We start from the raw sequence: 24957 nt of genomic DNA, 5'->3' as shown, positions 1-24957 counted from the left end.
AGGCAAAAAGACCGGTCAGTTTCCTGAATTTCAGCTGTGGAATGCAGCTGATTAATTAAGGAAGTTCATTGAAATCAAAAGGTACTGTATAGTATGATAAGGATACATGAAAATCGGATCCCGTCGAGCGGGACGCAAAGCGACCCCGTCCAAATTGCGGGGATCGCGGATTCGAAGCGATCAGGAGGAGGAAGACGAGATGAACAAGGTGGCGGTGACTATCCAGGGATTGGATTACAATCTGGTCGGAGAAGAATCAGAAGAACATCTTCAGCGTATCGGAACCATTGTCGATGAACTTCTGGGCACCATGCTGAAGTCCAACCGTAAACTGAATACATCCACTGCAGCCATCCTGACCTCCTGCAATCTGGTTGATGAAAAACTCAAGCTGATGGAACGGATCGAGGCATGGGATGAGGTTCAGGCGAAGGTCGAGGCTGAGAAGGAAGATCTGCGCCGACAGACGGACCTTTTGACCACCCAGCTGGCAGAAAAGGATCAGGCCCTGGCTGCGGCTTCTGACCATGAAGCGGAACGGCTGAAGGAAAAGGACGAGGAATTCCGCAAACTTCAGACAGAAATGACGCTGATGCAGGAATCCGTGAAGGAATACCGAGATGACAATGAACAGTTGTCCAAGTTGAACAAGGAACTGAAATTTGAACTTCAGTCCTACAAATACAAGGTGCTGGATCTGCAGAACAAGCTGTTTGAAAATCAGATCACACCGTCGAAAGACAAAAAAGACGGCACGCCCCGTCCGACCAAATAACGGTCAGGGGAGAGCTGGTTTTATCGACCGGGACTGAGCCAAAACCACAGGGGACGTAATGACGGCCCCTAGGACAAACGCATCAATTCAAACAACATAACCTTAAAGGAAACTGTCCCCTGGCCATTACAGGCCAGGGGACAGTTTCAGCTTGAAAGGTGATTTTGGAGCGCACTTTCCCCAAGGTTTTTGTCGTTTTCTCCAAGATCCCTATTTTTTATTCAAATTTGCATTTTCTAAAGCGTTTTTCAAGACATTCTCGTCAAAGGAATTGAGCAGCTTAGCCAGATTATCTTCGAATCCCCAGGAGAAATCCTTCCGGATCAGCCGGATACTGCTGTTCTTTTTCATCAGTGGCTGGACCAGTTTGAACAGGGACAAGGCCATCTTATTGAGGATGCTCAAATTGGTGAACGCCTGTCGATCCACTGTCGTGTTGTCGTCTTCGTGGAAGGTATAGTCCAGATGCCAGTGCAGCTGGTTTTCCACACTCCAATGCCCCCGGATCGCGTCTCCGCCGAGTTCAACATCATTGAGACTGGTGATATAGTATCGGATTTCAGTGCTCTCTTTGCCGGTTATTGTGCTGAATATCCTTTTCTCGTAACAGATGAAATTACGAAGCCCCTGCCACTCCTTATCCAGATCAATGGCCTTGGTCATATAGAACTGCCTGGTTTCAATCTGACTGTGAGATTTTTCAGTGGTCTCGAAATAATTCTTTCCAGCTTTTCGAATTCTGACTTTATTCTTCTCCGTGAAGGATTCAGCGGCAGCCAGTGCCAATTTTCCCTGATTACCCTTCAGGGCACCAACATAGTTTCCGCCTCGCTCCATGATGATTCCGATGGTTTTGGTCTGCGTGTGCAGAGCATCAAAGGTGACGATGGCATTTTTGAGTTGGAGCATTTTGAGTGCTTCCTGGGCAGCGGGGATCTCATTGGTTTTGCTGTCGATCTGATGAGAGACTATGCAGACGCCATTGGAGGCATCGTAGATATGCAGAGTCTGCAGATTACGGATCTCCTGATCAGTACCGGCTTTGCGTCCCGTACCGCGTTCTTCTTTCCCATCAATGCACAGTTGACGTACCGATGATTTGATGCCCAAAGACTTCCTGAGGACAGCCATATTCTCCATTAGAAACAGTACAGTAGCCTTTTCCAGCTGCTCCGAGGCAATCAGTGAGAAGACCCGGCGAAACGTGTCATGAGAAGGAATCCCATTGTTCAGCTTCAGGAATTTTTTCAGCCACTTGTGCTTGGCATTGCCAAACCGCTCGATCTCATTCCAACTCGAGGCATTGCCAAGCACCGCCAGAAAGGCGATCACCAGGATCTCCTCGAGCGGGTAGTCGGTCATCGCCTGGATCCTGACATCTTCGATCTCCCGGAACAGGCGAATAAACCGCTTCATGATCTTTTGGGGAGGGGTGTACTCGTCAATGGTTATGCCGGTGGCTTTGATGACTTCCCGGTATTCCAGGATGGGTCTGCAAATCTTGCTCATAGCTGGTTCTCCCACTTCAAGTTATATTTCAATCGTAGTTGTCTGGTGACCTCGGGTTCCGCGGAACGGTAAATCCGGTCATTGATGCTGACCATGTAGACCAGAGGAAAAAGGAGCATCACGGTTGGAAGATCCTCACCAAAGTGTCTAGCCATCGTGTCCCGGATCATCAATTGACTCCGCTGGATCCCAAACTCTTGGGGCTTGGTCAGAACCGCGTCAAAATCAAGGTCTGGGAAGCGCCTGGATAGATAGGATTGTTTGAACAGAAGAGAGTCGTAAGTTCCATACAAAAACGAGAGGATGGATGCTGCCATGACCAGGTCACCAGCTTTGGTGAAAGTACGGCGCAGGCCTTTGTGGATGTTCTCGCAGATGGTAAGAACCGTTGTGGACATGCCAAACTCCAAAACAACCGGTGGCTCATTCACTTTGTCCTTGGGCGGGATCAAGCCATCTTTCTCAGTGATCCGACCCAGATAACCATCACTGACCCGGCGAACTTTGTCTGTGCCTTTGATCCGCTCCGAATGGGCAGCATACAGATAGTACTTACCTTTGACGACGTTGATGTAGGTACCTGGTTTCTTATGTTTAAGCACCCAATCGGGATAATCAGCCATTCCTTCACCGCCTTTTGTATTACATAGTATGTAATACAATTATGCGCTAAAAACCGACAAATAACAAGGGGAAGTCATTTGTCGGTTAAAATGAAGGCTAATTGATGCGTTTATCCTAGACGGCCCCTGTTTCGTTCTTTTTGTGCGTCAATTCGTGATATACTTATTCCATATGAAGAAATGAGGCAATAGCGATGAATCCTGAATTATTGAGTCCGGCGGGAGACCGCGATGCGCTGGACGCGGCGCTGAAAGCCGGAGCTGATGCCGTCTATCTGGGCGGCCCGCGCTTTTCAGCCCGTGCCTACGCCACTAATTTCACCGACGAGGACCTGGCTGAGTCGATCCGCCAGTGCCACCGGCTGGGTGTCAAATTATATATCACCATCAATACGCTGTTGAAAGACAGCGAACTTTTTGATGCCTATGAATATGCCGTTAAGGTATGGAATATGGGCGTCGACGCGATTATCATCCAGGATCCCGGACTGATCGCACTGCTGCGTCAGTTTCATCCAGCCATTGAACTGCATGCTTCGACTCAGATGACGGTCCACAATAAAAAAGGGGCGGATCTGATGGCCGGCAAGGGATTGACCCGTCTGGTTCTGGCCCGGGAGCTGACACTTGATGAAATCCGGGAAATTTCGGCAGATCATGAGACGGAAGTGTTCATTCATGGCGCTCTGTGCATCAGCTACTCCGGAAAATGTCTGATGTCCAGCATGCTGGGCGGTCGGTCCGGCAATCGCGGACGCTGTGCCCAGAATTGCCGGATGGAATACGAACTGACCGATGCGGAGGGGAAAACCCGAGCTCAGGGCTATTTAATGAGCCCTAAGGATCTCAGTACGTTGGATGTGATCGAGGACCTGGTTCGTACCGGGACGTCCTCTTTGAAAATCGAAGGTCGGATGAAGCGGCCGGAATATGTCTATGAAACAGTCACCCAGTATCGCCGGGCATTGACCGGTCAGACCTGGAACCATGACGGCATTACCCAGCTGTTCAACCGGGAAGGGTTTAACCATGCCTTTCTCCTGGGAAACGACGGCCGGGATATGATGGCGTTCCATTCCCCGCGCAATTCTGGGGTCGTTCTGGGGCGGGTCCGGCAGGGTCAGATCCGGCTTCAGACCGGGCTCAGTCTGGGTGATGGTCTGGCCAGCGGCGACTCGGGCTTTATCGTAACAAAAATGAAGCGGGGGGAAAAGGAAGTCCGGGATGCTGCCCCGGGCGATACCGTAGAGATCTATCCCAAACACTACCGTGACGGGGATCTTCTCATGAAGACCAATGACGCGGCGCTGATGAAGGACATCCAGGCCAAACTGCGCCAGAAGACCGCAGTCAGCTTTCCCATCCGTCTGCGGGCAGTGTTCCGCCCCGGCGAGAAGCTATTGCTGCGCGCAGACTATGGATCCCATTTCATCGAGGTGACCGGTGAGGTCGTGGAAGCTTCCGAAAATCAATCATTATCCAGGGAACGCCTGACTGAAAACCTCGCCAAAACCGGTGGAACGCCTTTTATTCTGGAAACGTTAGATCTTGAGTATGAGCCAGGCTTCCTTCGGATTTCCTCAGTCAATGAGCTGCGTCGTCAGCTGCTGGCTGACCTTGAGGAAATTTCGCTCCAGATCCGACGAAACCTGACATGCGTCAGCCGCGCAGACCTGGAGGACTTTTTTGCACAGCGGGCAAACGCCCGGTCAAACGGGTTCTTCAGCCTGCCGCCTCATCTGGTCGTAATTACCAGCAAGGAGCAGCTGCTGGCTTGCCGGGAAGTCCAGGGTCAGGGGACAGAACTAACACCAGTTCTGTATTTATGGCATCGGCAGGAAGGCAGTCTTGATTTTTCGGATGCCAGAGCGCTGGATGAAGCAGGCATCCCTTACTGGATCAAGCTTCCTGAGATCCTGAAATCAGAGTTTGAGGCAGTCATGGCGTCCCTGACCCGACTGGAACTTATAAGCGGCATCCTGACGGATAATTACGGTGTTATGGAGCATTTGAAAATCCTGCCGCTTACTCTGGTGGGTGACTATAAGCTCAACCTTCTCAACTCTTACGGCCGCCTCCTGTTCGAGGAACTTCAGGGTGTAACAGCCAGTGAAGAACTCAATTACAGCGAGCTGATCGGCTTGAAGGATAAATCGGACCATTATGTCGTTCTGTATGGACGAACTGAATTAATGCATTCAGAATATTGTCCCATCGGCGCGACGGTCGGCGGACGGACCAGAACAACAGCCTGTTCAGTGCCATGTCAGACGATGAATTTTTCCCTGACTGACCGAAAAGGGGAACGTTTCCCGATCCTGACGGATCGCTTCTGCCGCAGCTATATCCTCAACTGTAAGACCAAGAACAACCTGGATCAGCAGAAGATCCTGAAAAGTCAGGGTTTTTCTCATTTCCGCTGCGATCTGACTACAGAAAGCTACGAGGAGGCCAAGGCAGTGATGCTTGCCCTGACGAAAGGGGAGAGTTATTTTCTGTCGGCCCATACCCGAGGCCACTACAAGCGTGGCGTGGAGTAATATTTTATGAATCAAAAAAGTCTGGAAAAACTGGAATTAAACAAAATTAAAGAAGAAATCAAAAAAAGCGCGGTGTCATCCGCCGGTCAGGACCTGATCGAAGCACTGGCTCCATTTGACAACATTGAACTGGCACAGCGCGCTTTGAATGAAGTCGAGGAAGCGCTGCGGCTGATTTCCATCAAGGGCAGTGCGCCTTTTGAGGGCGTGTTCGATGTGCGCGATGCCATCAGCCGGGCGGGAAAAGGCGGCGTCCTTAATCCTGGCGGACTGCTCCGGATCAGCAATATTCTCCGCAGCAGCCGACTGTTTTTACGCTATATCAAAACGGAAGAATATGATGCGGCCAGCCTGAGGGATCTGACCAGCGGAATCACGCCGCTGCAGTCCCTGGAGGAGGAAATTGCCGATGCCATAATCGGCGAGGACGAAGTGGCGGACCGCGCTTCACAGAAACTGTATTCAATCCGCCGTTCGATCAAAGAAAAATCAGCATCGGTCAAGGATAAAATCCAAAGTCTGGTGCGCGCCAATTCAAAGTACCTGCAGGAAGCACTCTTTACCGTACGGGGTGACCGGTACGTCATTCCGGTCAAAGCCGAACATAAGGGCAGCGTGCCCGGACTGGTTCATGACCAGAGCGCTTCGGGTCAGACCCTCTATATCGAACCAATGAGCCTGGTCAATCTGAATAATGAAATCAAGGAACTCATGCTGCAGGAAAAGGCCGAAGTCGACCGGATTCTGCGCGAACTGTCCGGAAAAGTAACGAATCATCATGGCGCGGTTGCCCGCAATGCAGCCATCATTTTTGAGCTGGACAGCATTTTTGCCCGGGCCAAGTACGCGTCACGCATTGACGCGATGAAGCCGGAAATTCGGCAAGATGGTACATTTCATCTGATCAGTGCCCGACATCCCCTGATTGCGCCAAAAGTGGTCGTGCCTTCCACGATCTACCTGGGAGCTGATTTTACCAGTCTGGTCATCACCGGACCCAATACGGGCGGTAAAACAGTGACGCTCAAAACTGTCGGCCTGCTACACGCCATGGCCTTATCCGGGATCCTGATCCCGGTGAATGATCATTCCCACGTCTCCTTTTTTCGGGAAATCTATGCGGACATCGGCGATGAGCAGAGCATTGAGCAGAGCCTGTCGACGTTCTCCAGTCATATGACGAATATCGTCCGCATCATGAATGAGGCAGACGAAGACAGCCTGTGTCTGTTCGACGAACTGGGAGCCGGAACAGACCCGACCGAAGGAGCAGCCCTGGCTATGGCGATTCTGGAAGAGCTGCGGGAGCGCAGCTGCCGGGTTATCGCCACGACACACTATTCAGAACTCAAAGCCTATGCGCTGAGAACATCTGGGGTTGAAAATGCCTCGGTGGAATTTGACGTCAATTCATTGAAGCCGACCTACCGGCTCTTAATCGGAGTCCCGGGAAAATCCAATGCATTTCTCATCAGCAAACGGCTGGGCCTGTCCGATGAGGTCATCGACAAAGCGAAGGAACTGATTTCAGAGGATACCCTGAAATTTGAGGATCTGATTGAAAATCTGCAGCGATCCAACCTGAGTGCCCGGCGCGATGCGCAAAAGAGCGAAGCTCTGCGGCGGGAACTGGAGGAGAAGGAACAAAAGCTGGACGAAAAACTCAAGGGCATTCAGACCCAGCGGCAGCAGCAGCTCGATGAAGCACGCCGTGAAGCCAGAAATATCCTGCGTCAGGTGAAAGACGAAGCTGATGAAATATTAAAGAGCATTCGCAAACTGGAAACCCAGGGCATGTCCGGAAATATCCGGCAGGAACTGGAAAAGAACCGGCAGCGGCTCCGGGATACCCTGGAATTGATTGAATCCGATCAGACCGGGGAAGAGACGTCGGGAGAAGTCAGCTCCAACGTAAAAAAACAGCTGAAGCCAGGCGCGGAATTTATGCACCGGGGATTTGGTCAGGTCGTATCGATCCTGAGTCTGCCCGATGAGAAAGGCGATCTGATGGTTCAGGCCGGCATCATGAAAATGAAAGCCAATGTCCGGGACCTGGAGATCACGAAAGAAATGAAGAAAGAAGCCAAGGCGGCCCGCCGCCAGGTTAATCTGAACCTTAGACAGGTTGCATCCTCGATTGATTTGCGCGGCTTGGACGCAGAAGAGGCGGCCTACCGGACGGATCAGTACCTGGATGAAGCCGCGCTGGGCGGCTTGAATGAAGTGACCATCATTCACGGCGTGGGAACCGGAGCGGTCAAGAATCGAATCACAGGTCTTCTGCGCAAGCATCCTCATGTCAAGAAGAGCCGCCCCGGTGAATACGGGGAAGGCGGCATGGGCGTGACCATCGTCGAGGTGAAATGATGAAAATATTGGTCAGTGCCTGCCTTCTGGGAGAAGCGGTTCGCTACGACGGACGGTCTAGCCCGGTCGATTGGATTCAGACGCTGGCAGCCCAGCATGAACTCATTTCCTTCTGTCCTGAGGTGGAAGGCGGTCTGCCCGTCCCGCGGGAAGCCGCTGAATTGACCCGTGATGCCAGACTGGTGCTTGAAACAGGTGGCGGCGGCGTCTTAACAAAAACGGGTTCGGATGTGACCGAAGCTTTTGTAACCGGTGCCCGGGCAGCACTGGTCTGTTGTCGGAAATATGGGGTCACCGTCGCTCTGCTCAAAGAGAGAAGTCCTTCCTGCGGCAGTCATGCCGTCTATGATGGAAGTCATACCGGAAGGCTTATCCCAGGTGCCGGACTGACAGCAACACTGCTCGAAGAGAACGGCATCAAAGTCTTTTCAGAAAACGACCGAGATCAGCTGCAACAGTTCGCAAGTTCTTCGAAGGAGTAATACCTGGATCGAAGTAGGAACTCAATAGGGTTTCAGGAAAGGTTTCAGGAAGATTAAATAAGTGATCACAGTCAAGATTACAAAAGAGAATTTAGTGAAGATCACTGCATGCTGGGATAAAGCAAGAAAATTAAAAAGTGAATCGAAATCAATAAATCATAAGAATTCCATCAGAAAAATATATTGGAAAGATGCCAGACTCTTTGTCTGGTCAGGGAGGAACTATGAATCATCAGGAAATCAGAACCAAAGCCAGAGAACTGCTGAAACCTTTCTGCCGGGTCTGTCCCGAATGCAACGGGGTTGCCTGCCGCGGTGAAGTGCCCGGCATGGGTGGTAAAGGAACCGGACGGGCTTTTATGAATAATTATGACGCGATCAAGAAAATCAGCTTAAACATGAAAGTGGTCCATGGAGTGAAAGATCCCGATCTGAGCTGTCAGATCTTCGGAGAAACGATGTCTATTCCTGTGATAGCGGCACCCATGACAGGAACTCAATATAATATGGGGGGCAAGATGACCGAGCCGGAATTTATCCGGGAACTCATTGAAGGCTGTCATCTGGCGAATATTCTGCCATCGCTGGGGGATGGCGAAACCAAGAATCTCTTGATGGAAGGTATCCACACGTTAAATGAATTGAATCATAAGGGACTGGTGTTCATTAAACCCTGGCTCAACGAAGAGCTGAAAAGCCGCATGAGCATGCTCAATCCGGAACTGACTCCAGCCTTTGGCACGGATCTGGATGGATGCGGGCTGGTATTCATGAATAAGAATGGAATGGGAGTGTATCCTAAATCAGAGGCGGAGATCCGGGAAATCAAAAAAGCTTCCCGCATGCCGTTCATCATTAAGGGCATTATGACGGTGGAAGATGCCATTGCCTGCTACAAGGCCGGAGCGGATGCCATCGTCGTGTCCAACCACGGGGGACGGGTACTCGACTGCGCCCGGGGAACAGCCGAGGTGCTTCCGGAAATCGCCAGCAAGCTGAAAGGCAAGCTGACCATCCTTGTCGATGGCGGAATTCGGGACGGAGTGGATGTCTTTAAGATGCTCGCCCTGGGCGCGGATGCAGTCCTGATTGGCCGCCCCTTTGTTACCTACGCGTTTGGCGGCGGTCGGGACGGTGTTGCCCTGTATGTGGAAAAGCTGAGGGCGGAGTTAAAGAGCACCATGCTTCTGACGGGGGCAGCCAACCTTCAGGAGATCACATCCGAAAAGATACATTTACATAATAATTAATATTGGAAATTACAGGCAGAAATACATAACAAAGAGGGAAGGAGATCCTGTATGATTACAAGATTTGAACAGATGAAAGAGGTCAAGCTGAGCCGCCCGGCGGTTTTAGCCGTAGCTGCCGCCGAGGACGAACCGGTGATCGAGGCGGTTGTAGCAGCGAAAAAGCTGGGATTGGTCAGACCAATCCTGTTTGGAGACGAACAGAAGATTCGGGAGCTGCTGGGTTCAGAGACAGAGATTGAAGTTGTGGCAGCCGCGACTCCGGAGGAGTCGGCTCACCTGGCCTGTCAGGCTGCTGATGAGGGTAGGGCGGACATGATTCTGAAAGGGCTTTTAGAAACCAAAACATTGCTGAAAGAAGTTCTGAATAAAGAATTTGATCTGCGTCGTTCACCCGTTCTGTCTCATGTAATGATCTATGATATTCCAACCTACCACAAACTACTGCTGACAACTGACGGCGGAATGGTCGCCTATCCGACACTGGAACAGAAGGTGGAAATTCTCCGGAATGCGGTTCAGGTTGCTCATAAGCTTGAGATTGAATGTCCTAAGGCAGCCTGTGTCTGCGCAGTGGAGAAGGTCAATGAGAAAATGCCCTGCACAGTGGATGCCAGAGCATTGGAAGATATGAATAAAGCCGGTGAATTGACCGGCTGTGTTGTTCAGGGTCCCCTGGCATTGGACAATGCAATATCCAAGGAAGCGGCCGCGCATAAGGGGATTACCGGTGAAGTTGCCGGCGATGCCGACATCATCTTGGTACCGACCATCGAGGCCGGCAATATCATGGGCAAAACCCTGAGCTACTTTGCCAATGCGGTAAATGCCGGAATCATCATGGGTGCCAAGGTTCCTGTTCTGCTCGTTTCCCGGGCCGACAGTGCCGAAGCGAAACTGTATTCCATCCTGCTGGGCGCTCTGGTCAGCCAGGATACCAAGTAGACGTTCCCCAAGCCCACCGTCCAGACAAACCGACACGCCGCAACATCAAACACATTGTAAAAATGAACAGAAGATCTGCCGGATTTTAAGGAAATCCGGCAGATCTTCTGTTATTGATCATTGTTTTAGACCAGTGCAGGCTTATGGAATATGGAATCACCTGCTGGCCACCTTCGTCTGGTTAAACCACGACAAGGATATTTTCCACCTTGGGATCTTCCGTGCCTTGGACGTAGAGTCCGGTTTTCTTCAGATCTTCGACGTAGTTGACAATTTCTTCTGTGATGACTTCTCCAGGGCAAAGGATTGGAATTCCCGGCGGATAGGCCATCAGGAATTCTCCGGATACTTCACCCACGGATTCCTTGAGCGGAACCGAGGTCTTGTTGCCATTGAACGCTTCTCTGGGAATCAGGACCTGTTTGGGGATGGGCGGGATATCCAGGAAGTCTGCCTTGCGGGTATTTTCGTTTATGTATTCTTTGGAGATCTCGCGCAGCGCGTCGAGCAGTTTATCCATATTCTCCCGGGTATCGCCGAAGGAGCCGACGGCCAGAACGTTATACAGGTCAGACAGTTCCATCTGGATGTGATACTTGTTGGAGAGGATCATATCCAGGTCAAAGCCGGTGATGCCAAGATCACGGCAGGTGATGCAGATTTTGGTGGGATCGATGGCATAGACACCGGGCTGACCGAGAAGTTCTTCACCGTAACAGTAAAAGCCGGGAATCTTGTTGATTTCCTGTCGGACATAACCGGCCAGTTCGATTGCCTGATCCAGCAGTTCCTTGCCCTCCAGAGCAATTTGACGGCGGGAGGTATCCAACGATGCCATCAGGATATAGGAAGGGGAAGTGGTCTGCAGCAAGTTCATGATCTGCTGTACGCGGGCAATGTCAACATACTTGGTTCGGACATGAAGGAGTGATCCCTGAGTCATGGCGCCAATGATCTTATGAGTGGACTGGGAGCAAAGATCTGCTCCCGCTTCCATTGCACTCATGGGCAGCTTCTCATTGAACTTAAGGTGCGGTCCGTGGGCTTCATCCACAATCAGCGGAATGTCATAGCTGTGTACAATCTCAGCGATCCGTTTCAGGTCCGTGGATACGCCGTAATAGGTGGGATTGATGATCAGGACAGCTTTGGCATGAGGATTTTCCTTCAGGGTCTCTTCTACCGTTTCGGGCAGAACGCCATTGGCAATGCCGAGGTTTTTATCCAGTTCCGGCTGCATGTAGACGGGCACGGCACCGGAAAGAATGATGCCGGCAGTGACTGACTTATGTACATTGCGGGGGACGATGATGGTATCGCCGGCTCCCACGACGGACATAATCATGGCCTGGATGGCACCGGATGTTCCGTGGATCGAAAAGAATGTCGCATCCGAACCATAGGCGTCAGCAGCCAGAGCCTGAGCTTCTTTAATGGGACCGGTGGGATGATGCAGCGAATCCACCAGCTTGAATACCGTAACGTCTATTTTGAACGGGTTTTCCCCTATGAACTTTTTGAATTCAGCATCGATTCCCTGGCCCTTTTTATGCCCCGGGACGTGAAAGGGAATCGTATCCCTGGCAACATACTCCATTAGAGCATCAAATAGCGGTGTCTCATCTTGGTTGAGCTTATACACCTGGTCGCCACCTTCCTTTAATCTATAAATAGTTGGCCATACCACCGCTTAAGACCGCCCAGGCGGAGAAAGCGATGATTGCCAGAGCCGCACAGGTTCTGCGGGTGAACGTATTTATTCTACTTGATAAATCCATTGAATTCAATGGATTTAATTTTAAGCGATTTTTCAGCGGCAGGTGTAAAAAGTTCTTTAAAAGGAAGCTGGTTTCGGAGCGGTTCGATAAAAAACAGGTATAATGAATGAAAGATAATTGAAAAGCAACCAATCGATGATTTGACAGGGGGAATATCCATGGAATATCGGAAAAAATATGAATCCTGGCTCAGCGATGAGGCCATCGGATCGGAATATCGGGAAGAACTCAGTACTCTTACCGATGAAAAAGAGATCGAGGACCGGTTCTACCGGGAACTGGAATTTGGCACTGCCGGACTGCGTGGCGTACGCGGAGCCGGAACTAACCGGATCAATGAACATACTGTGGGCAAAGCAACGCTCGGACTCGCCCGGTATTTAACCAGACAGAATGGTCAGGCCAGGATTGTCATTGGGTATGATTCCCGGATCAAATCCACCGAGTTTGCCCGGATCTCGGCGCAGATTCTGGCTCATCAGGGTCATAAGGTTTATTTGTTTGATTCGCTGCGGCCTGTGCCGCTGCTGTCCTTTGCCATCCGATACCTGGGCTGTGATTCAGGAATTGTCATCACGGCTTCGCATAATCCGGCCGAATATAACGGATATAAGGTCTACAGCTCCTATGGCGGACAGGTCACAGATGAAGAAGCTGCCGCAATCCTGGCAGAGATTGAAGGAGTATCTTCCTACGGGGAGATTCAGGTCAAAGACTTCGACACGGCTCTGGCGGATCAAAGCATCGAAATCGTGGGTGAAAAAGTAGACCGGGCGTATTATGAATCCATCAAAACGCTGTGCATCAAGAAAGATTTAATTCAGGATCGAGCGGGCGAGCTGAAAGTTATTTATACCCCGCTGCATGGTTCGGGCAATGTCCCGGTGCGGACAATTCTGTCTGAGCTGGGCTACTCCCAGGTCCATGTCGTGCCGGAACAGGAGCTGCCCAACGGCCGCTTTCCCACGGCGCCGTATCCGAATCCGGAAAACCCGGCGGTCTTTGAGCTGGCCTTGAAGATGAATGAAACCATTAATGCGGATCTCATATTCGGTACGGATCCGGATGCGGACCGGCTTGGCGTAGTGGTTATCGAAAAGGATGGCAACACACGGGTCCTGTCCGGCAATCAGACCGGCATGCTGATCACCAGCTACATGCTGAAAGCATTGAGCGAAGAAGGCCGGCTGCCCGACCACGGAGTGGTGATCAAGACCATCGTCACCACGGAAAGCGTCCGGCGCATTGCTGCCAAGTATGGGGTTGAAGTGATGGATGTCCTGACCGGATTTAAGTATATCGGAGAAAAAATCGAAGAATTCCTTGAAACGAAATCCCATCAGTTCATTTTTGGATTTGAGGAGTCCTTTGGCTATTCGCTGGGAACCTATACCCGTGACAAGGATGCCGTTGTAACCGCTATGATGGTATGCGAAATGGCCTTGTATTACAAATCGAAGGGCATGACGCTCTACGATGCTCTCATGGATGTCTATGAGGAATTCGGTTATTTCCGAGAAGGACTGATGTCCTATACCAGAAAAGGCAAGGAAGGCTCGGAAGAAATTCGGGCATCTCTTGATTATTTCCGCACGCTTGATTTGAAAGAGCTGGGCGGAATCCAGGTCGTGAGCAAACAGGATTTTCTCACGTCAAAAGAAATGCTGGCAGACGGTACAGTCAGAGAACTGACGCTGCCGCCCTCCAATGTCATCAAGTTCATGCTGGCGGATGACTCCTGGTTTGTCATTCGGCCCTCCGGTACCGAGCCGAAAATGAAGGCCTATGTCGCCGTACGAGGCACATCGCTTGAAGATGCCCAGCAACGGCTGACTGATTTCACCGCTCGAGTAGAGGAACTGGTTCAGGCATCCTTTGGGTCCTGATTACTGATGTGCCGGCCCGCCGAATCGGACGGTCCGACAAAAGAGGCAGTGCGACAGACCAGACTGACAGTTAAAGCTGACTGATCTTTGAGTGAGCTGAACTCCGGTTAGGTTCCTGATTTAGTCTTTTTCCTCTCTTCGTTTTATGTGTTGCAGTGGGCGACTATGAGAAGCAGCTGGCGCAATCTGCCCGGAGAACGAAGTGCTTGTCAGCGGTCATTGCCCCAGGGGCAGAGCGAGAGATAAAATGTGATATGATAAAACTGGGCCGCAAGCGGTCCAGTTTTATCAATGATTGAGATTTTCCGATCCAGCAGGGATCGAGGCTAATAAAGAGGTGGAGAATGGAACAGCAGAAAGAACGGCTGAATTCGCTTTTATTCCTGGAATTTAACCGGGACAAGGCCGCTGAAATTTTTTCAGCGAAACAGCTGATCAACGAAACGGATGAATTGTATGTTCCGGTCAATCCGGAGTTCTTAGTGCAGAAAATTACGAATAATGAGGTCCCCAAGGAGTTGCCGGTCGCCGAGTTTATCATCGGCATGGCGTTTGCGCTGGCGATCGATCCGGATTTTAAGTACGCCGCGGATTATCGGGCAATGCTGAAAGGCTTTCAAGGAACCGAGCAGATTCTGAAAAAGAAAATCGCTCAGCTTTTCGAGCAGGAGAAACGCATGGACAGTTATCTTCTCCTGAAAGGATTGTATGAAGTCAGCGGAGATGAAGAAACGGAGAATATTCTGCTTTCCACCGGCGAGGAACTGGCACTGGCGGATCCGGCGTGGATGACTGAAGTTCTGCAATGCTGCGAAGAGGCCATTGTCAATGGAAATACCAATGGTTATCTGATCAGAGGTTCGCTGGAAAATGCCCGGGGAAATGAAGTACAGGCTCTGACCGCCCTGAAAAGCTATCTGGAAAAAGGGGGAGAAGCCACAAGCGCGGTTTTGCTTCGAATTGAAGAACTGGAGCGAAACACCCGGGCGGAAGATGCCTACCGGAATATCCAGGAGGATCCCCGGGGCAGTTTGGAAACACTGCTGGAGCTTTATCCCCGGGAACAGACCAATCCTCGGCTTATCTTTGCCATTGCCGTCTGCTATCGATTGCTGGGCAATCATGAAAAGGCCATTTTCTATCTGGAAGAAGCACAGAGCCTTGATCCCAGCTATTTTGACGTCCTGAATGAATTGGGCCTGAATTACGCACTGATGGAAGACTTTGGCACAGCCCGGGATTATTTTAAAGCGGTATTCGATGCCACCAGGGAATTGGAGCCGATGACCAACCTGATGATCAGTCTGTTCCATCTGGGGGAGACCGAGGAGGCGCTGGAACTGTTTCGACGGGCGGAAGAGATCGCCCCGGAAGATGAAATCCTTCAAAGGATTCGTCAGGCTTACGTGGAAGGCGTCTGATTCTGTCCCATCAAAGTGTATAATCAAATCGTGACATCGCCATAATTACTTTGGCAATTGATTGATTTTGTCCGATCAATCCCATATAATGAAATAGAACAAACGTTCTTATGAGAGGAGTTACTATGCCAGTAAACGCAGATAAGCTGAAAGCAATTGAAGCGGCCATGGGCCAAATAGAAAAACAATTCGGAAAGGGTTCCATCATGAAGCTGGGGGATGACGCGAAGATGAACGTCGAATCCATCCCCACCGGATGCCTTGACCTCGACATTGCGCTGGGAATCGGCGGCATTCCCAGAGGCCGGATCGTTGAAGTCTATGGTCCGGAATCCTCCGGAAAAACCACGGTTGCTCTGCACATGGTGGCAGAAGCCCAGAAACTTGGAGGCATTGCTGCCTTCATTGATGTGGAGCATGCCCTGGATCCTCAGTACGCCAAAGTAATCGGCGTTGATATCGACGACCTGATCGTATCTCAGCCGGATACCGGTGAACAAGCCCTGGAAATCACAGAAGCCCTGGTACGTTCCAACGCCGTGGACATTGTGGTAGTAGACTCCGTCGCTGCCCTGGTACCGCGGGCGGAAATTGAAGGAGAAATGGGTGATTCCCACGTCGGCCTGCAGGCCAGACTCATGTCCCAGGCCCTGCGCAAACTGACGGCATCCATCAGCAAGAGCCGCTGCTGCGTGGTGTTTATCAACCAGCTGCGAGAGAAGGTCGGCATTATGTTTGGAAATCCGGAAGTAACGCCGGGTGGCCGGGCACTTAAATTCTACGCATCCGTTCGTCTGGACGTGCGTCGTACTGATACGATTAAAACCGGAGATGAGTTCATGGGCAGCCGGACCCGGATCAAAGTGACCAAAAACAAGGTTGCCCCTCCATTCCGGCAGGCAGAGTTCGACATCATGTACAATGGCGGGATCTCCAGAGAAGGCAATATCATCGATGTCGGTGTCAAAGAAGATATTGTTGGTAAATCCGGCGCCTGGTTCTATTATGGAGAAACCAGACTGGGGCAGGGTCGTGAGAATGCGAAAAATTACCTCAGAGAGAATCCTGAGCTGGCGCTGGTTTTGGAAAACAAGATCCGGGAAAAGCATAATCTGCCCTTGTTGAAGGGAAGTGATTTGCCTGGAGAAACTTCCGGCTCGGAGATGAGTCCTGAAGAAAAGCCGGCAAAAGCTGACAAAGCGAAGACTGTGAAATAAAATAACCGATTGAAAGCAACAGGACGGAAGAAAAACCAGTGATTATGCGGGTTCTGACGTCCTGTTGCTTTTCCTGTGTTTATTGACTTCAAACATTCATTCTAGTAAAATGGAATAGAACTAATTTAGCACTGCCAGTCTGATATTGCGGGTTTTCCCACATCGTAATCAAAATACAATGTTGGAGGATACACAATGGAAGGCATATTCGTGACACCAATTATGGCCATCGGAGGAGACGTCATCCTTACTGCCGTATTATTGGCTGTCGCCCTTGGAGCGGTCGTCTATTCGGGGATCGTTTCTAAAAATAAACTGAAAGAAACCGAAAGCAAGCTGAAAGAAACAGACTTGAAGATCGAGTCTGAACTCTCAGCCGCGAAAGAAAAAGCAGAAAGTCTCAAGAAAGAAGCCTTGCTTGAGGCTAAGGACGAAAATCACAGGCTTCGAATCGAATTAGACCGGGAAATCAAAGAACGCCGTTCTGAGATCGCACGGTTGGAAAAACGTACCATGCAGAAGGAAGAGACGCTCGACCGCAAAATCGATAACATCGAGAAGAAGGAAGAGACGTTAAATCGCAAGCTCAACGACATACAGGAAAAGGAAAAGCAGGCGGATGATCTGCACCAGTTAAGGAAGACTGAACTGGAGCGCGTATCCGGCTACACCTCGGATGAAGCAAAACGCGTGCTGCTGGATGAAATCAGCCAGAGCGCGAAGCATGAAGCCGCCATCCTCGTAAAGGAAATTGAGACCAGAGCCAGAGAAGAAGGCGATCGGCGTGCTCGAGAAATCATCACGCAGTCGATTCAGCGCTGTGCTTCCGATCATGTATCGGAAACTACTGTTCATGTGGTATCGCTTCCCAATGATGAAATGAAAGGCCGGATCATCGGCCGCGAAGGACGCAACATTCGTACCCTGGAAACCCTTACCGGTGTCGATCTGATTATTGATGACACTCCGGAAGCAGTCATTCTGTCCAGCTTTGATCCGATTCGGAGAGAAGTGGCCAAGAACGCTCTGGAAAAACTGATTGTGGACGGACGAATCCATCCCGCCCGCATCGAAGAAATGGTAGAAAAGTCCAAGAAGGATGTTGAAAATGGAATCAAGGAAGAAGGCGAACAGGCTGCTTTTGAAACAGGCATCCATAACCTTCATCCGGAACTGCAGAAATTGGTCGGACGCCTCAAGTTCCGCACCAGCTATGGCCAGAACGTGCTGAAACACTCCATCGAAGTGTCCAAGCTGTGCGGTCTCATGGCAACTGAGCTTGGATTGGATCCCACCGTTGCAAAACGGGCCGGACTGCTCCATGACATTGGAAAAGCCGTAGATCATGAAGTCGAAGGATCGCATGCCATGATTGGAGCGGAGTTAGCCAAGAAGTACCATGAACCACCTGCGGTGGTGAATGCCATCGGTGCACATCACGGGGATCTGGAAATGGAAAACCTGGAAGCCGTTTTAGTCCAGGCAGCAGACGCGATTTCTGCCGCCAGACCAGGCGCCAGACGTGAGACTCTGGAGACCTACATCAGAAGACTTGAAAAATTAGAAGAAATTGCAAATTCATACGAAGGCGTGGAGAAATCTTATGCAATCCAGGCTGGAAGAGAAATCAGAATCGTAGTCAAACCGGAAATCGTTGATGATCTGGGCGCAACACAGATGGCGAAAGATATCGTCAAGCGGGTAGAACAGGAACTGGATTACCCGGGCCAGATAAAGATCAACGTCATTCGTGAGACGAGAGCGATCGATTACGCTAAATAGTTTAAGGGAAGGACACGAAAGTGTCCTTTTTTTAGTCTGCAGAACACACTGACAGTCAAGTGTGTTCATTATGTAGGAAACAGAACGGCCATTGATGATTTCATTTCATATATGGGGTCGATGACAGACGATTTAATATTTTGCCCTCCTATTTTTTTAAGTTCAATCGGACCCCGCATACTGATCTGATGAAGGAAGGGAACTTGCCATGAAAAAAGCAGCAATTGTACTATTGGTTATTCTTATGATAATCACTCGTTTTTCGTCCTGCGCCGATACCAGGACAGTGTTTGATGATATAAAACTGTTTTCGACAGACTCAGTAAAAAAACCGTAAAAGTCTAAATATCCCATCATTTAGATTCCAGTTCTTTGTGCAGACAGTGGGGAGAAACTTGAGCCAGTGATTCTTCTGTTCAGTTATAATGAAATTGAATATTATCGGTTCACGGAAATTAATAGTTTCCCGACCGTTGGAAAAGTTTTGCTCGGCAGGTGGAAAAAGAATATTACTCTAGTTTGTGTCATAATACTGCCAGGCACAGGGGATAAAGGATAATTTGACTCTGCCCGGGCAGTTCACCTGGCATTTAGATAATATTAGGTCTGTCACAAATAATCCGGGAATTTCCGACCGATGGTCTACTCGGAGGGAACGAATGCCGGCTGCTTCTGAATGGAAGCGATGAGGAGGAATGTGATGCGTATTTTGCATATTATTACACAAAAACCATTTGCTACCGGTTCCGGGGTATATCTGACTGGAATTATGACTGCACTGGGGCAAAGACATGACCAGTACCTGATTTGCGGACTGAATCAGGGGGATACGGTCCAACTGCCGCAGATGGATCATCCAGCCCTAGTGGATCCGGTCCTCTTTGAGTCACAGTCATTGCCGTTCCCAGTACCAGGAATGAGTGATGTCATGCCTTATCGCAGTACGCTCTATTCCAAGCTGAGTGAGGAAGATGCAGATTCTCTGGTGCGGGAATTTTTTCGGAAGATCGACAGAGCTTTGGCAGAGTTTGCTCCGGATGCGGTGATCCTGGAACATCTGTATTTGCTGACGGCCCGCACAGCGGCTTGGATCCGGCGGCAGCCCACAGGTGACGATCTTCCTCTGATCGGGATCTGTCACGGGTCTGAGCTGCGTCAATTTGAAAACACGGCTTCCTGGCATCCGGAGATCCAGGCAGGGGTCCAATTGCTGGATCGGGTGATATCCACTCACACGGAGCAGGCTGAGGTGATCACGGATTTACTGGGCGTTTTACCTGAACGAATCCGAATTCTGGGATCGGGCTACAATGATTCAATCTTCAACCGGATCGGCCGCTTGCCTGATCTGCCTGAGTCCCCGCTTCGGATTGTTTATACCGGAAAATTGTCCCGGGCCAAGGGGGTTCCGGAGCTTTTGGCAGCCTGTGCCATCGTTCATTCGAACCATCCGCTGACACTCACCCTGATCGGTTCGGGGGCAGATCCGTTAGAGACTGCGCAGATTGAAGCGAGTGCCGCGTCTCAGACTTATCCGGTGACTCTGACAGGGCAGCTCCGGCAGGAGGAAATAGCCCGAATTTACCGGACCAGTCACCTCTTTGTGCTTCCCTCCTATTATGAGGGGATGCCACTGGTCGTTCCCGAAGCGCTGGCCTGCGGACTGGCGGTGGCCGTGACCCATTTGCCGGGCTACGCCCAATGGCTCGAGCCATTTTCAGATCGGGTGAGCCTGATCGACCGGCCAGCGATGAAGCGTCTGGATGAACCCACCGAGTCAGGCAGAGAACAGTTCGTTCAGTCCATTGCCCACTCGATTGTGGCTTTGGCAGAAGGACTCTCGTCTGCTGGCGAATCTGACCTGGCAAGTCTGTCTTGGGGGGGGCTGGCTCAGCGAATGGAAGGGGTTCTGGAGGAATTGATAAATGGTCAATAAAATTGCGTGGATCTTAAAAATGTTATGTCGGTACAAGGGAATTATTGGAGTAAATTGATTGTTTCATGGGGATTCGGCCCATCGGTCAGGAACTGTGTTATATTTAAATCAACAGATCGACAAATCGAAGGAGAGTTCAAAAAGACATGAAATATGCAGAACGGGTATCTCAGATTACCCCATCCGTCACATTGCAGATCACGGCGAAAGCCGGCCAGTTGAAACAAGAAGGCAAGGACGTCATCGGCTTTGGCGCGGGAGAACCGGATTTCAATACACCAGACCACATCATCCAGGCTGCGATTAAGGCCATGTATGAAGGCAAGACGAAATACACTCCGACTCCGGGCATCAATGAGCTTAAGCAAGCCATCGTCAAGAAATTCCGTGATGACAACGGGCTGGTCTATGAGCCCGCTCAGATCCTGGTATCAACCGGAGCTAAGCAGAGTCTGGCCAATGCCATGCTGGCGCTGGTGGATGATGGCGATGAAGTTCTTATGGCCGTGCCATACTGGGTCAGCTATCCGGAACTGGTCAAGCTGGCAGGCGGTGTTCCGGTCTACTTGAACGGATCTCCGGACAATCAGTATAAAATGACACCGGAACTGATCGAACAGCACATCACTCCGCGGTCAAAGATTCTGATCATCAACAGTCCGAACAATCCGTCCGGTACCATCTACAGCCGGGAAGAACTTTCGGCCATCGCTGATGTATGCAAAGCGCATGACCTGATCATTATCAGCGATGAAATCTATGAGAAGCTTATCTATGGCGGAATTAAGCATGAATCCATCGCTGCCGTGTCACAGGACGCTTTTGACCGCACCATCGTCGTCAACGGGGTCAGCAAGGCGTATGCCATGACTGGCTGGCGCATTGGCTATCTGGCCGGACCGACCGGCCTGGTCAAGCAGATGTCGTCCATTCAGAGCCACATGACCTCCAATCCCTGCTCCATTGCACAGTACGCTTCACTGGAAGCCATTGCCGGAGATCAGAGCTTTGTTGCCGAGATGAAGGATGAGTTCGAAGCCCGGCGGGATCTCCTGGTCAGCCTCATCGAAGAAATTCCGGAAGTAACCTGCATTAAGCCGGAGGGCGCGTTCTATGTCATGATGGATGTCCATCAACTGTTCGGACGCACGTATAAGGGAACACTCATCAGCAATGCCATGGATTTCTCGGATCAGCTGCTGTCAGATCAACTGGTTGCCGTTGTCCCCGGCGAAGGCTTCGGGATCGAAGGGTTTATTCGCTTATCCTATGCAACGTCCAAAGAAAATATCAGGAAGGGAATGACCAGAGTCCGGGATTTCATTGCAGCATTGCACAAGGAGTAATTTATGGCGAGAAAAGTGGATCTCTATATGCCTGTACGGGGCGAGTTAATCCCACTGAATGAAGTCAACAATTACCTGGCGGACGAAACCGTCGACGGACTGGGTGTCGCCATCCTGCCGGAAGAGGATATTTTTTACTCTCCTGTTTCAGGAGAGGTCGTCCTGGTCGGGGAGAACTTCAACACCGTAGGGATCTCGATCACACCGGAACTTACCATCCTGATTCACTGTGCCATCAACGCCGACAAACTCGGGGGACGCGGTTTCTCCTCCTATGTCCGGGTTGGCGATCACGTGACCCTGGGCGATAAGCTGATCTATATGGATCGCGACTACGTTTCCAACCATGCTGATATCACGACACCCATCATCATTTCCAATCGGACCGGAGTCAGTCATGTGAATATCGATTTTTCAGTGACGGATTCATTCCAGAAATTTATGGAAATACACTTGAAGTAAGCTTTTGATTAAACATTTCTTAAAGCAGAATAATGCATTGCAATGCTTTTTTCAATTAGTGTATACTGAGGTTATATTAACCAGTGAGAATGAGGTGAAAGTGTGATTACAAAAGAAGTAACAGTCAAAAACCCCACTGGATTACATGCTAGACCAGCGACATTGCTGGTGAAAAGGGCATCTACCTATAAATCAGATGTAAGCATTGAATTCAATGGCAAAAAAGCAAACGTGAAAAGCCTGATCGGCGTTTTATCACTTGGTGTGGTAAAAGGATCCATCATCAAGGTTGTAACCAGCGGTGAAGATGAGGAAAAAGCAGCTGAAGAGCTGGCCTCGCTCATCGAAAATCTGGAAGAATAGACCGCTTGCTGCGATCAGAATAACTAAATCAATCAATTTTTAAACCCTGTATAACTGGTACAGGGTTTTTTAGCGGGAGAGGATATCATGGAAAAACGAACTCAGTACAACAGTCCCCTGACGAAGAGATATTCCGGAGATGCGATGAGCTATCTGTTCAGCGAGGAATATAAATTTAAAACATGGCGCAGACTCTGGCTGGCACTGGCTGAAGCAGAATCCGAGCTGGGGCTGCCGATCACTGGGGAACAGCTGGAAAATTTGCGCGCCCATCTGGACGATATTAATTACGAAGCGGCCGAAGCACGTGAAAAGGAAGTGCGCCATGATGTCATGAGCCATGTTCACGCATTCGGGCTGCAGGCAGAGAAAGCACGGGGCATCATCCATCTGGGGGCAACCAGCTGCTACGTTGGAGACAACACGGATCTGATCGTCATGCGTGAAGCCATGCTGCTGATCCGGCGCAAGCTCGTGGCTGTCATTCGCAACCTGAAGCGCTTTGCTTTGGAAACGAAGGATCTGCCGACTCTGGGCTTTACCCATTACCAGCCGGCCCAACTGACAACCGTGGGAAAACGGGCTTCTCTCTGGCTTCAGGATCTGGTCATGGATTTTGAAGAGGTTGAGCATGCCCTGTCCATCATGAAATTCCGCGGCGTGAAAGGCACAACGGGAACTCAGGCCAGTTTCATGGCACTGTTTGACGGAGACGAGGAAAAAGTCCGCCTGCTGGATCAGAAGGTTTCCGAAAAATTCGGTTTCAAGCCCTTTGCCGTGACCGGACAGACCTACCCCCGGAAACTGGATTCCATCCTGCTCAATACACTCTCAGTCGTCGCGCAGAGCGCCTATAAGTTCAGCAATGACCTGAGGCTGCTGCAGAATCTGAAAGAAATGGAAGAACCCTTTGAAAAGAATCAGATCGGATCATCCGCTATGGCCTACAAACGCAATCCAATGCGGTCAGAACGCATGGGGTCGCTAGCCCGCTATATCATCATTAATTCCCTGAATCCAGCGATCACGGCCTCCACCCAGTGGTTTGAGCGGACCCTGGATGATTCGGCCAATAAGCGGGTATCCGTTCCGGAAGCTTTCCTGGCGCTGGATGGCGTATTAAGCCTGTATCAGAACATCACAGAGGGTATGGTGGTCTACGAGAAGCAGATTCAGCGGCGCATCATGTCTGAGCTTCCCTTCATGGCCACAGAGAATATCCTGATGGCAGCCGTCAAGCAGGGCGGAGACCGGCAGGAACTTCATGAACGGATTCGGGAGCATTCTATGGCAGCCGCCCGCGTCGTCAAGGAAGAAGGCAAGGACAACGATCTGCTGACTCGCCTGCTGAACGATCCCGCTTTCGGGCTCGATCAGGCCGGTCTGGATCAGATCATGGATCCCACGCAGTTCATCGGCCGCGCTCCGTCTCAGGTGGTCGAAATGATCCGGCAGGAAGTCGATCCGATTCTGGCACAGTTTGAAGAAACCGACGAAGCGACCGACATCAGAGTATAGGAATCAATACGAAATTGAATCAGGATCCATTGACGGAGCATCCACTCTGAGAATCGGCTTCCATGGGCCGGAGCTCATGGTCGAAGCCGATCAGCGAGTCAGCCTCAAATCTGCGGTTTGAGGCTGACTCGTTTTCCATGTGGAAAACAGTCAGATTCTGAATAGGGTCGGATCGAAAGCTCAAGGCCGGCTTGAGTTCACATTTTATTAAAAACTAGGACTTACAATGAAATCAGGTGAAGGCACAGAAATGGCCTGACGCGTTAAGAAAAAATAAAGTATTCAGGGAGATGGATGAAATGATCGTCAGTACGACTCCTTCCATTGAAGGCAAGAAAATCGTCGAGTACAAGCAGATTGTATTTGGTGAAGTGATCGTCGGGGTAAATTTTGTCAAAGACTTTGCCGCGGGTCTGACTAATATTTTCGGAGGACGCTCCAGTTCCTATGAACAGGAATTGATTGATGCCCGCGTGAATGCTCTTCGCGAAATGGAAGAGCGGGCCAGGGATCTGGGAGCCAATGCGGTCGTCGGAGTAGACATTGATTATGAGGTTCTGGGAGCAAACAACGGCATGCTTATGGTTACGGCTTCGGGCACCGCAGTGCTCATCGAATAGTTCAATCCATGGCCTTAACCGGAATTACCGGTTACAGGGTACCGGTTACAGGGGGCAAAAGAAAATAAGAACAGACCTGAATCGGTGATTCAGGTCTGTTCTTATTTCAGATTCCTAATTTGATTGTAAAAATCGCG

Annotated in this window: 19 protein-coding genes; 16 read left to right on the top strand and 3 right to left on the bottom strand. The window is 50.4% G+C overall.

Features of this window, described 5'->3' with window-relative positions:
• Positions 1 to 106: 106 nt before the first annotated feature.
• Positions 107 to 775, top strand: a complete 669-nt coding sequence (locus P6M73_RS09375; RefSeq protein ID WP_277852794.1) for a cell division protein ZapA — start codon at positions 107 to 109, stop codon at positions 773 to 775.
• 210 nt (positions 776 to 985) lie between these two features.
• On the opposite strand, the gene P6M73_RS09370 is transcribed toward P6M73_RS09375, so the two are convergent.
• Entirely contained in the window at positions 986 to 2284 is a 1299-nt protein-coding gene (locus tag P6M73_RS09370) for an ISAs1 family transposase (protein ID WP_277852793.1), read from the bottom strand.
• Entirely contained in the window at positions 2281 to 2907 is a 627-nt protein-coding gene (locus P6M73_RS09365) for a hypothetical protein (RefSeq protein WP_277852792.1), read from the bottom strand. Before P6M73_RS09365 ends, P6M73_RS09370 begins: the two co-directional genes overlap by 4 nt.
• Before the next feature lie 194 nt (positions 2908 to 3101).
• Here P6M73_RS09365 and P6M73_RS09360 point away from each other — a divergent pair, with 194 nt between their 5' ends.
• The 5 genes from P6M73_RS09360 (at position 3102) to P6M73_RS09340 (ending at position 10491) form a co-directional block, all read left to right on the top strand.
• A complete protein-coding gene (locus tag P6M73_RS09360) occupies positions 3102 to 5447 on the top strand; it encodes a U32 family peptidase (protein ID WP_277852791.1) in 2346 nt (781 codons plus the stop codon).
• 6 nt (positions 5448 to 5453) lie between these two features.
• On the top strand, positions 5454 to 7814 hold the full coding sequence (locus P6M73_RS09355; protein WP_277852790.1) for an endonuclease MutS2: 2361 nt from the start codon (positions 5454 to 5456) through the stop codon (positions 7812 to 7814).
• Positions 7811 to 8296 (top strand): 2-thiouracil desulfurase family protein, encoded by a 486-nt coding sequence (locus tag P6M73_RS09350; RefSeq protein WP_347276270.1) that lies wholly within the window; start codon positions 7811 to 7813, stop codon positions 8294 to 8296. The genes P6M73_RS09355 and P6M73_RS09350 overlap by 4 nt, the downstream gene beginning before the upstream one ends.
• Positions 8297 to 8520: 224 nt before the next feature.
• Positions 8521 to 9546 (top strand): alpha-hydroxy-acid oxidizing protein, encoded by a 1026-nt coding sequence (locus P6M73_RS09345; RefSeq protein ID WP_277852789.1) that lies wholly within the window; start codon positions 8521 to 8523, stop codon positions 9544 to 9546.
• Between the two features lie 51 nt (positions 9547 to 9597).
• Complete coding sequence (locus P6M73_RS09340; protein ID WP_277852788.1) at positions 9598 to 10491, top strand: bifunctional enoyl-CoA hydratase/phosphate acetyltransferase; 894 nt, start codon at positions 9598 to 9600, stop codon at positions 10489 to 10491.
• Between the two features lie 181 nt (positions 10492 to 10672).
• Here the strand turns inward: P6M73_RS09340 and P6M73_RS09335 are convergent, their stop codons facing one another.
• A complete protein-coding gene (locus P6M73_RS09335) occupies positions 10673 to 12133 on the bottom strand; it encodes an aminotransferase class I/II-fold pyridoxal phosphate-dependent enzyme (RefSeq protein WP_277852787.1) in 1461 nt (486 codons plus the stop codon).
• A gap of 294 nt (positions 12134 to 12427) precedes the next feature.
• On the opposite strand from P6M73_RS09335, the gene P6M73_RS09330 reads away from it, so the two are divergent.
• The 10 genes from P6M73_RS09330 (at position 12428) to P6M73_RS09285 (ending at position 24820) form a co-directional block, all read left to right on the top strand.
• Positions 12428 to 14155: a phospho-sugar mutase gene (locus P6M73_RS09330; protein WP_277852786.1), complete on the top strand. Its 1728-nt coding sequence runs from the start codon at positions 12428 to 12430 to the stop codon at positions 14153 to 14155.
• Positions 14156 to 14499: 344 nt separating this feature from the next.
• Entirely contained in the window at positions 14500 to 15576 is a 1077-nt protein-coding gene (locus P6M73_RS09325) for a tetratricopeptide repeat protein (RefSeq protein WP_277852785.1), read from the top strand.
• Positions 15577 to 15701: 125 nt separating this feature from the next.
• Complete coding sequence (gene recA / locus P6M73_RS09320; RefSeq protein WP_277852784.1) at positions 15702 to 16793, top strand: recombinase RecA; 1092 nt, start codon at positions 15702 to 15704, stop codon at positions 16791 to 16793.
• Positions 16794 to 17015: 222 nt separating this feature from the next.
• Positions 17016 to 18575 carry a ribonuclease Y gene (gene rny, locus P6M73_RS09315; protein ID WP_489666501.1) on the top strand — a complete coding sequence of 520 codons (1560 nt, stop codon included), beginning with the start codon at positions 17016 to 17018 and terminating at the stop codon, positions 18573 to 18575.
• Between the two features lie 700 nt (positions 18576 to 19275).
• The gene (locus P6M73_RS09310) at positions 19276 to 20511 is read left to right on the top strand and encodes a glycosyltransferase family 4 protein (RefSeq protein WP_277852782.1); all 1236 of its coding nucleotides are present in this window, start codon (positions 19276 to 19278) and stop codon (positions 20509 to 20511) included.
• 146 nt (positions 20512 to 20657) lie between these two features.
• Positions 20658 to 21857, top strand: coding sequence for a pyridoxal phosphate-dependent aminotransferase (locus tag P6M73_RS09305; protein WP_277852781.1), 1200 nt, complete (start codon positions 20658 to 20660; stop codon positions 21855 to 21857).
• A 3-nt stretch (positions 21858 to 21860) separates the two neighbouring features.
• Positions 21861 to 22319 (top strand): PTS sugar transporter subunit IIA, encoded by a 459-nt coding sequence (locus P6M73_RS09300; protein ID WP_277852780.1) that lies wholly within the window; start codon positions 21861 to 21863, stop codon positions 22317 to 22319.
• Between the two features lie 102 nt (positions 22320 to 22421).
• Positions 22422 to 22682 (top strand): HPr family phosphocarrier protein, encoded by a 261-nt coding sequence (locus P6M73_RS09295; protein WP_277852779.1) that lies wholly within the window; start codon positions 22422 to 22424, stop codon positions 22680 to 22682.
• Positions 22683 to 22769: 87 nt separating this feature from the next.
• The gene (purB, locus tag P6M73_RS09290; protein ID WP_277852778.1) at positions 22770 to 24200 is read left to right on the top strand and encodes an adenylosuccinate lyase; all 1431 of its coding nucleotides are present in this window, start codon (positions 22770 to 22772) and stop codon (positions 24198 to 24200) included.
• A 299-nt stretch (positions 24201 to 24499) separates the two neighbouring features.
• The gene (locus P6M73_RS09285) at positions 24500 to 24820 is read left to right on the top strand and encodes a putative heavy metal-binding protein (protein ID WP_277852777.1); all 321 of its coding nucleotides are present in this window, start codon (positions 24500 to 24502) and stop codon (positions 24818 to 24820) included.
• Positions 24821 to 24957 lie beyond the last annotated feature (137 nt).

Origin of the sequence: Anaerococcoides asporogena, from assembly GCF_029590275.1 — a bacterium.
Lineage (GTDB): Bacteria > Bacillota > Clostridia > Clostridiales > Clostridiaceae > JG1575.
This window is presented reverse-complemented; position numbering and strand designations above follow the sequence as displayed.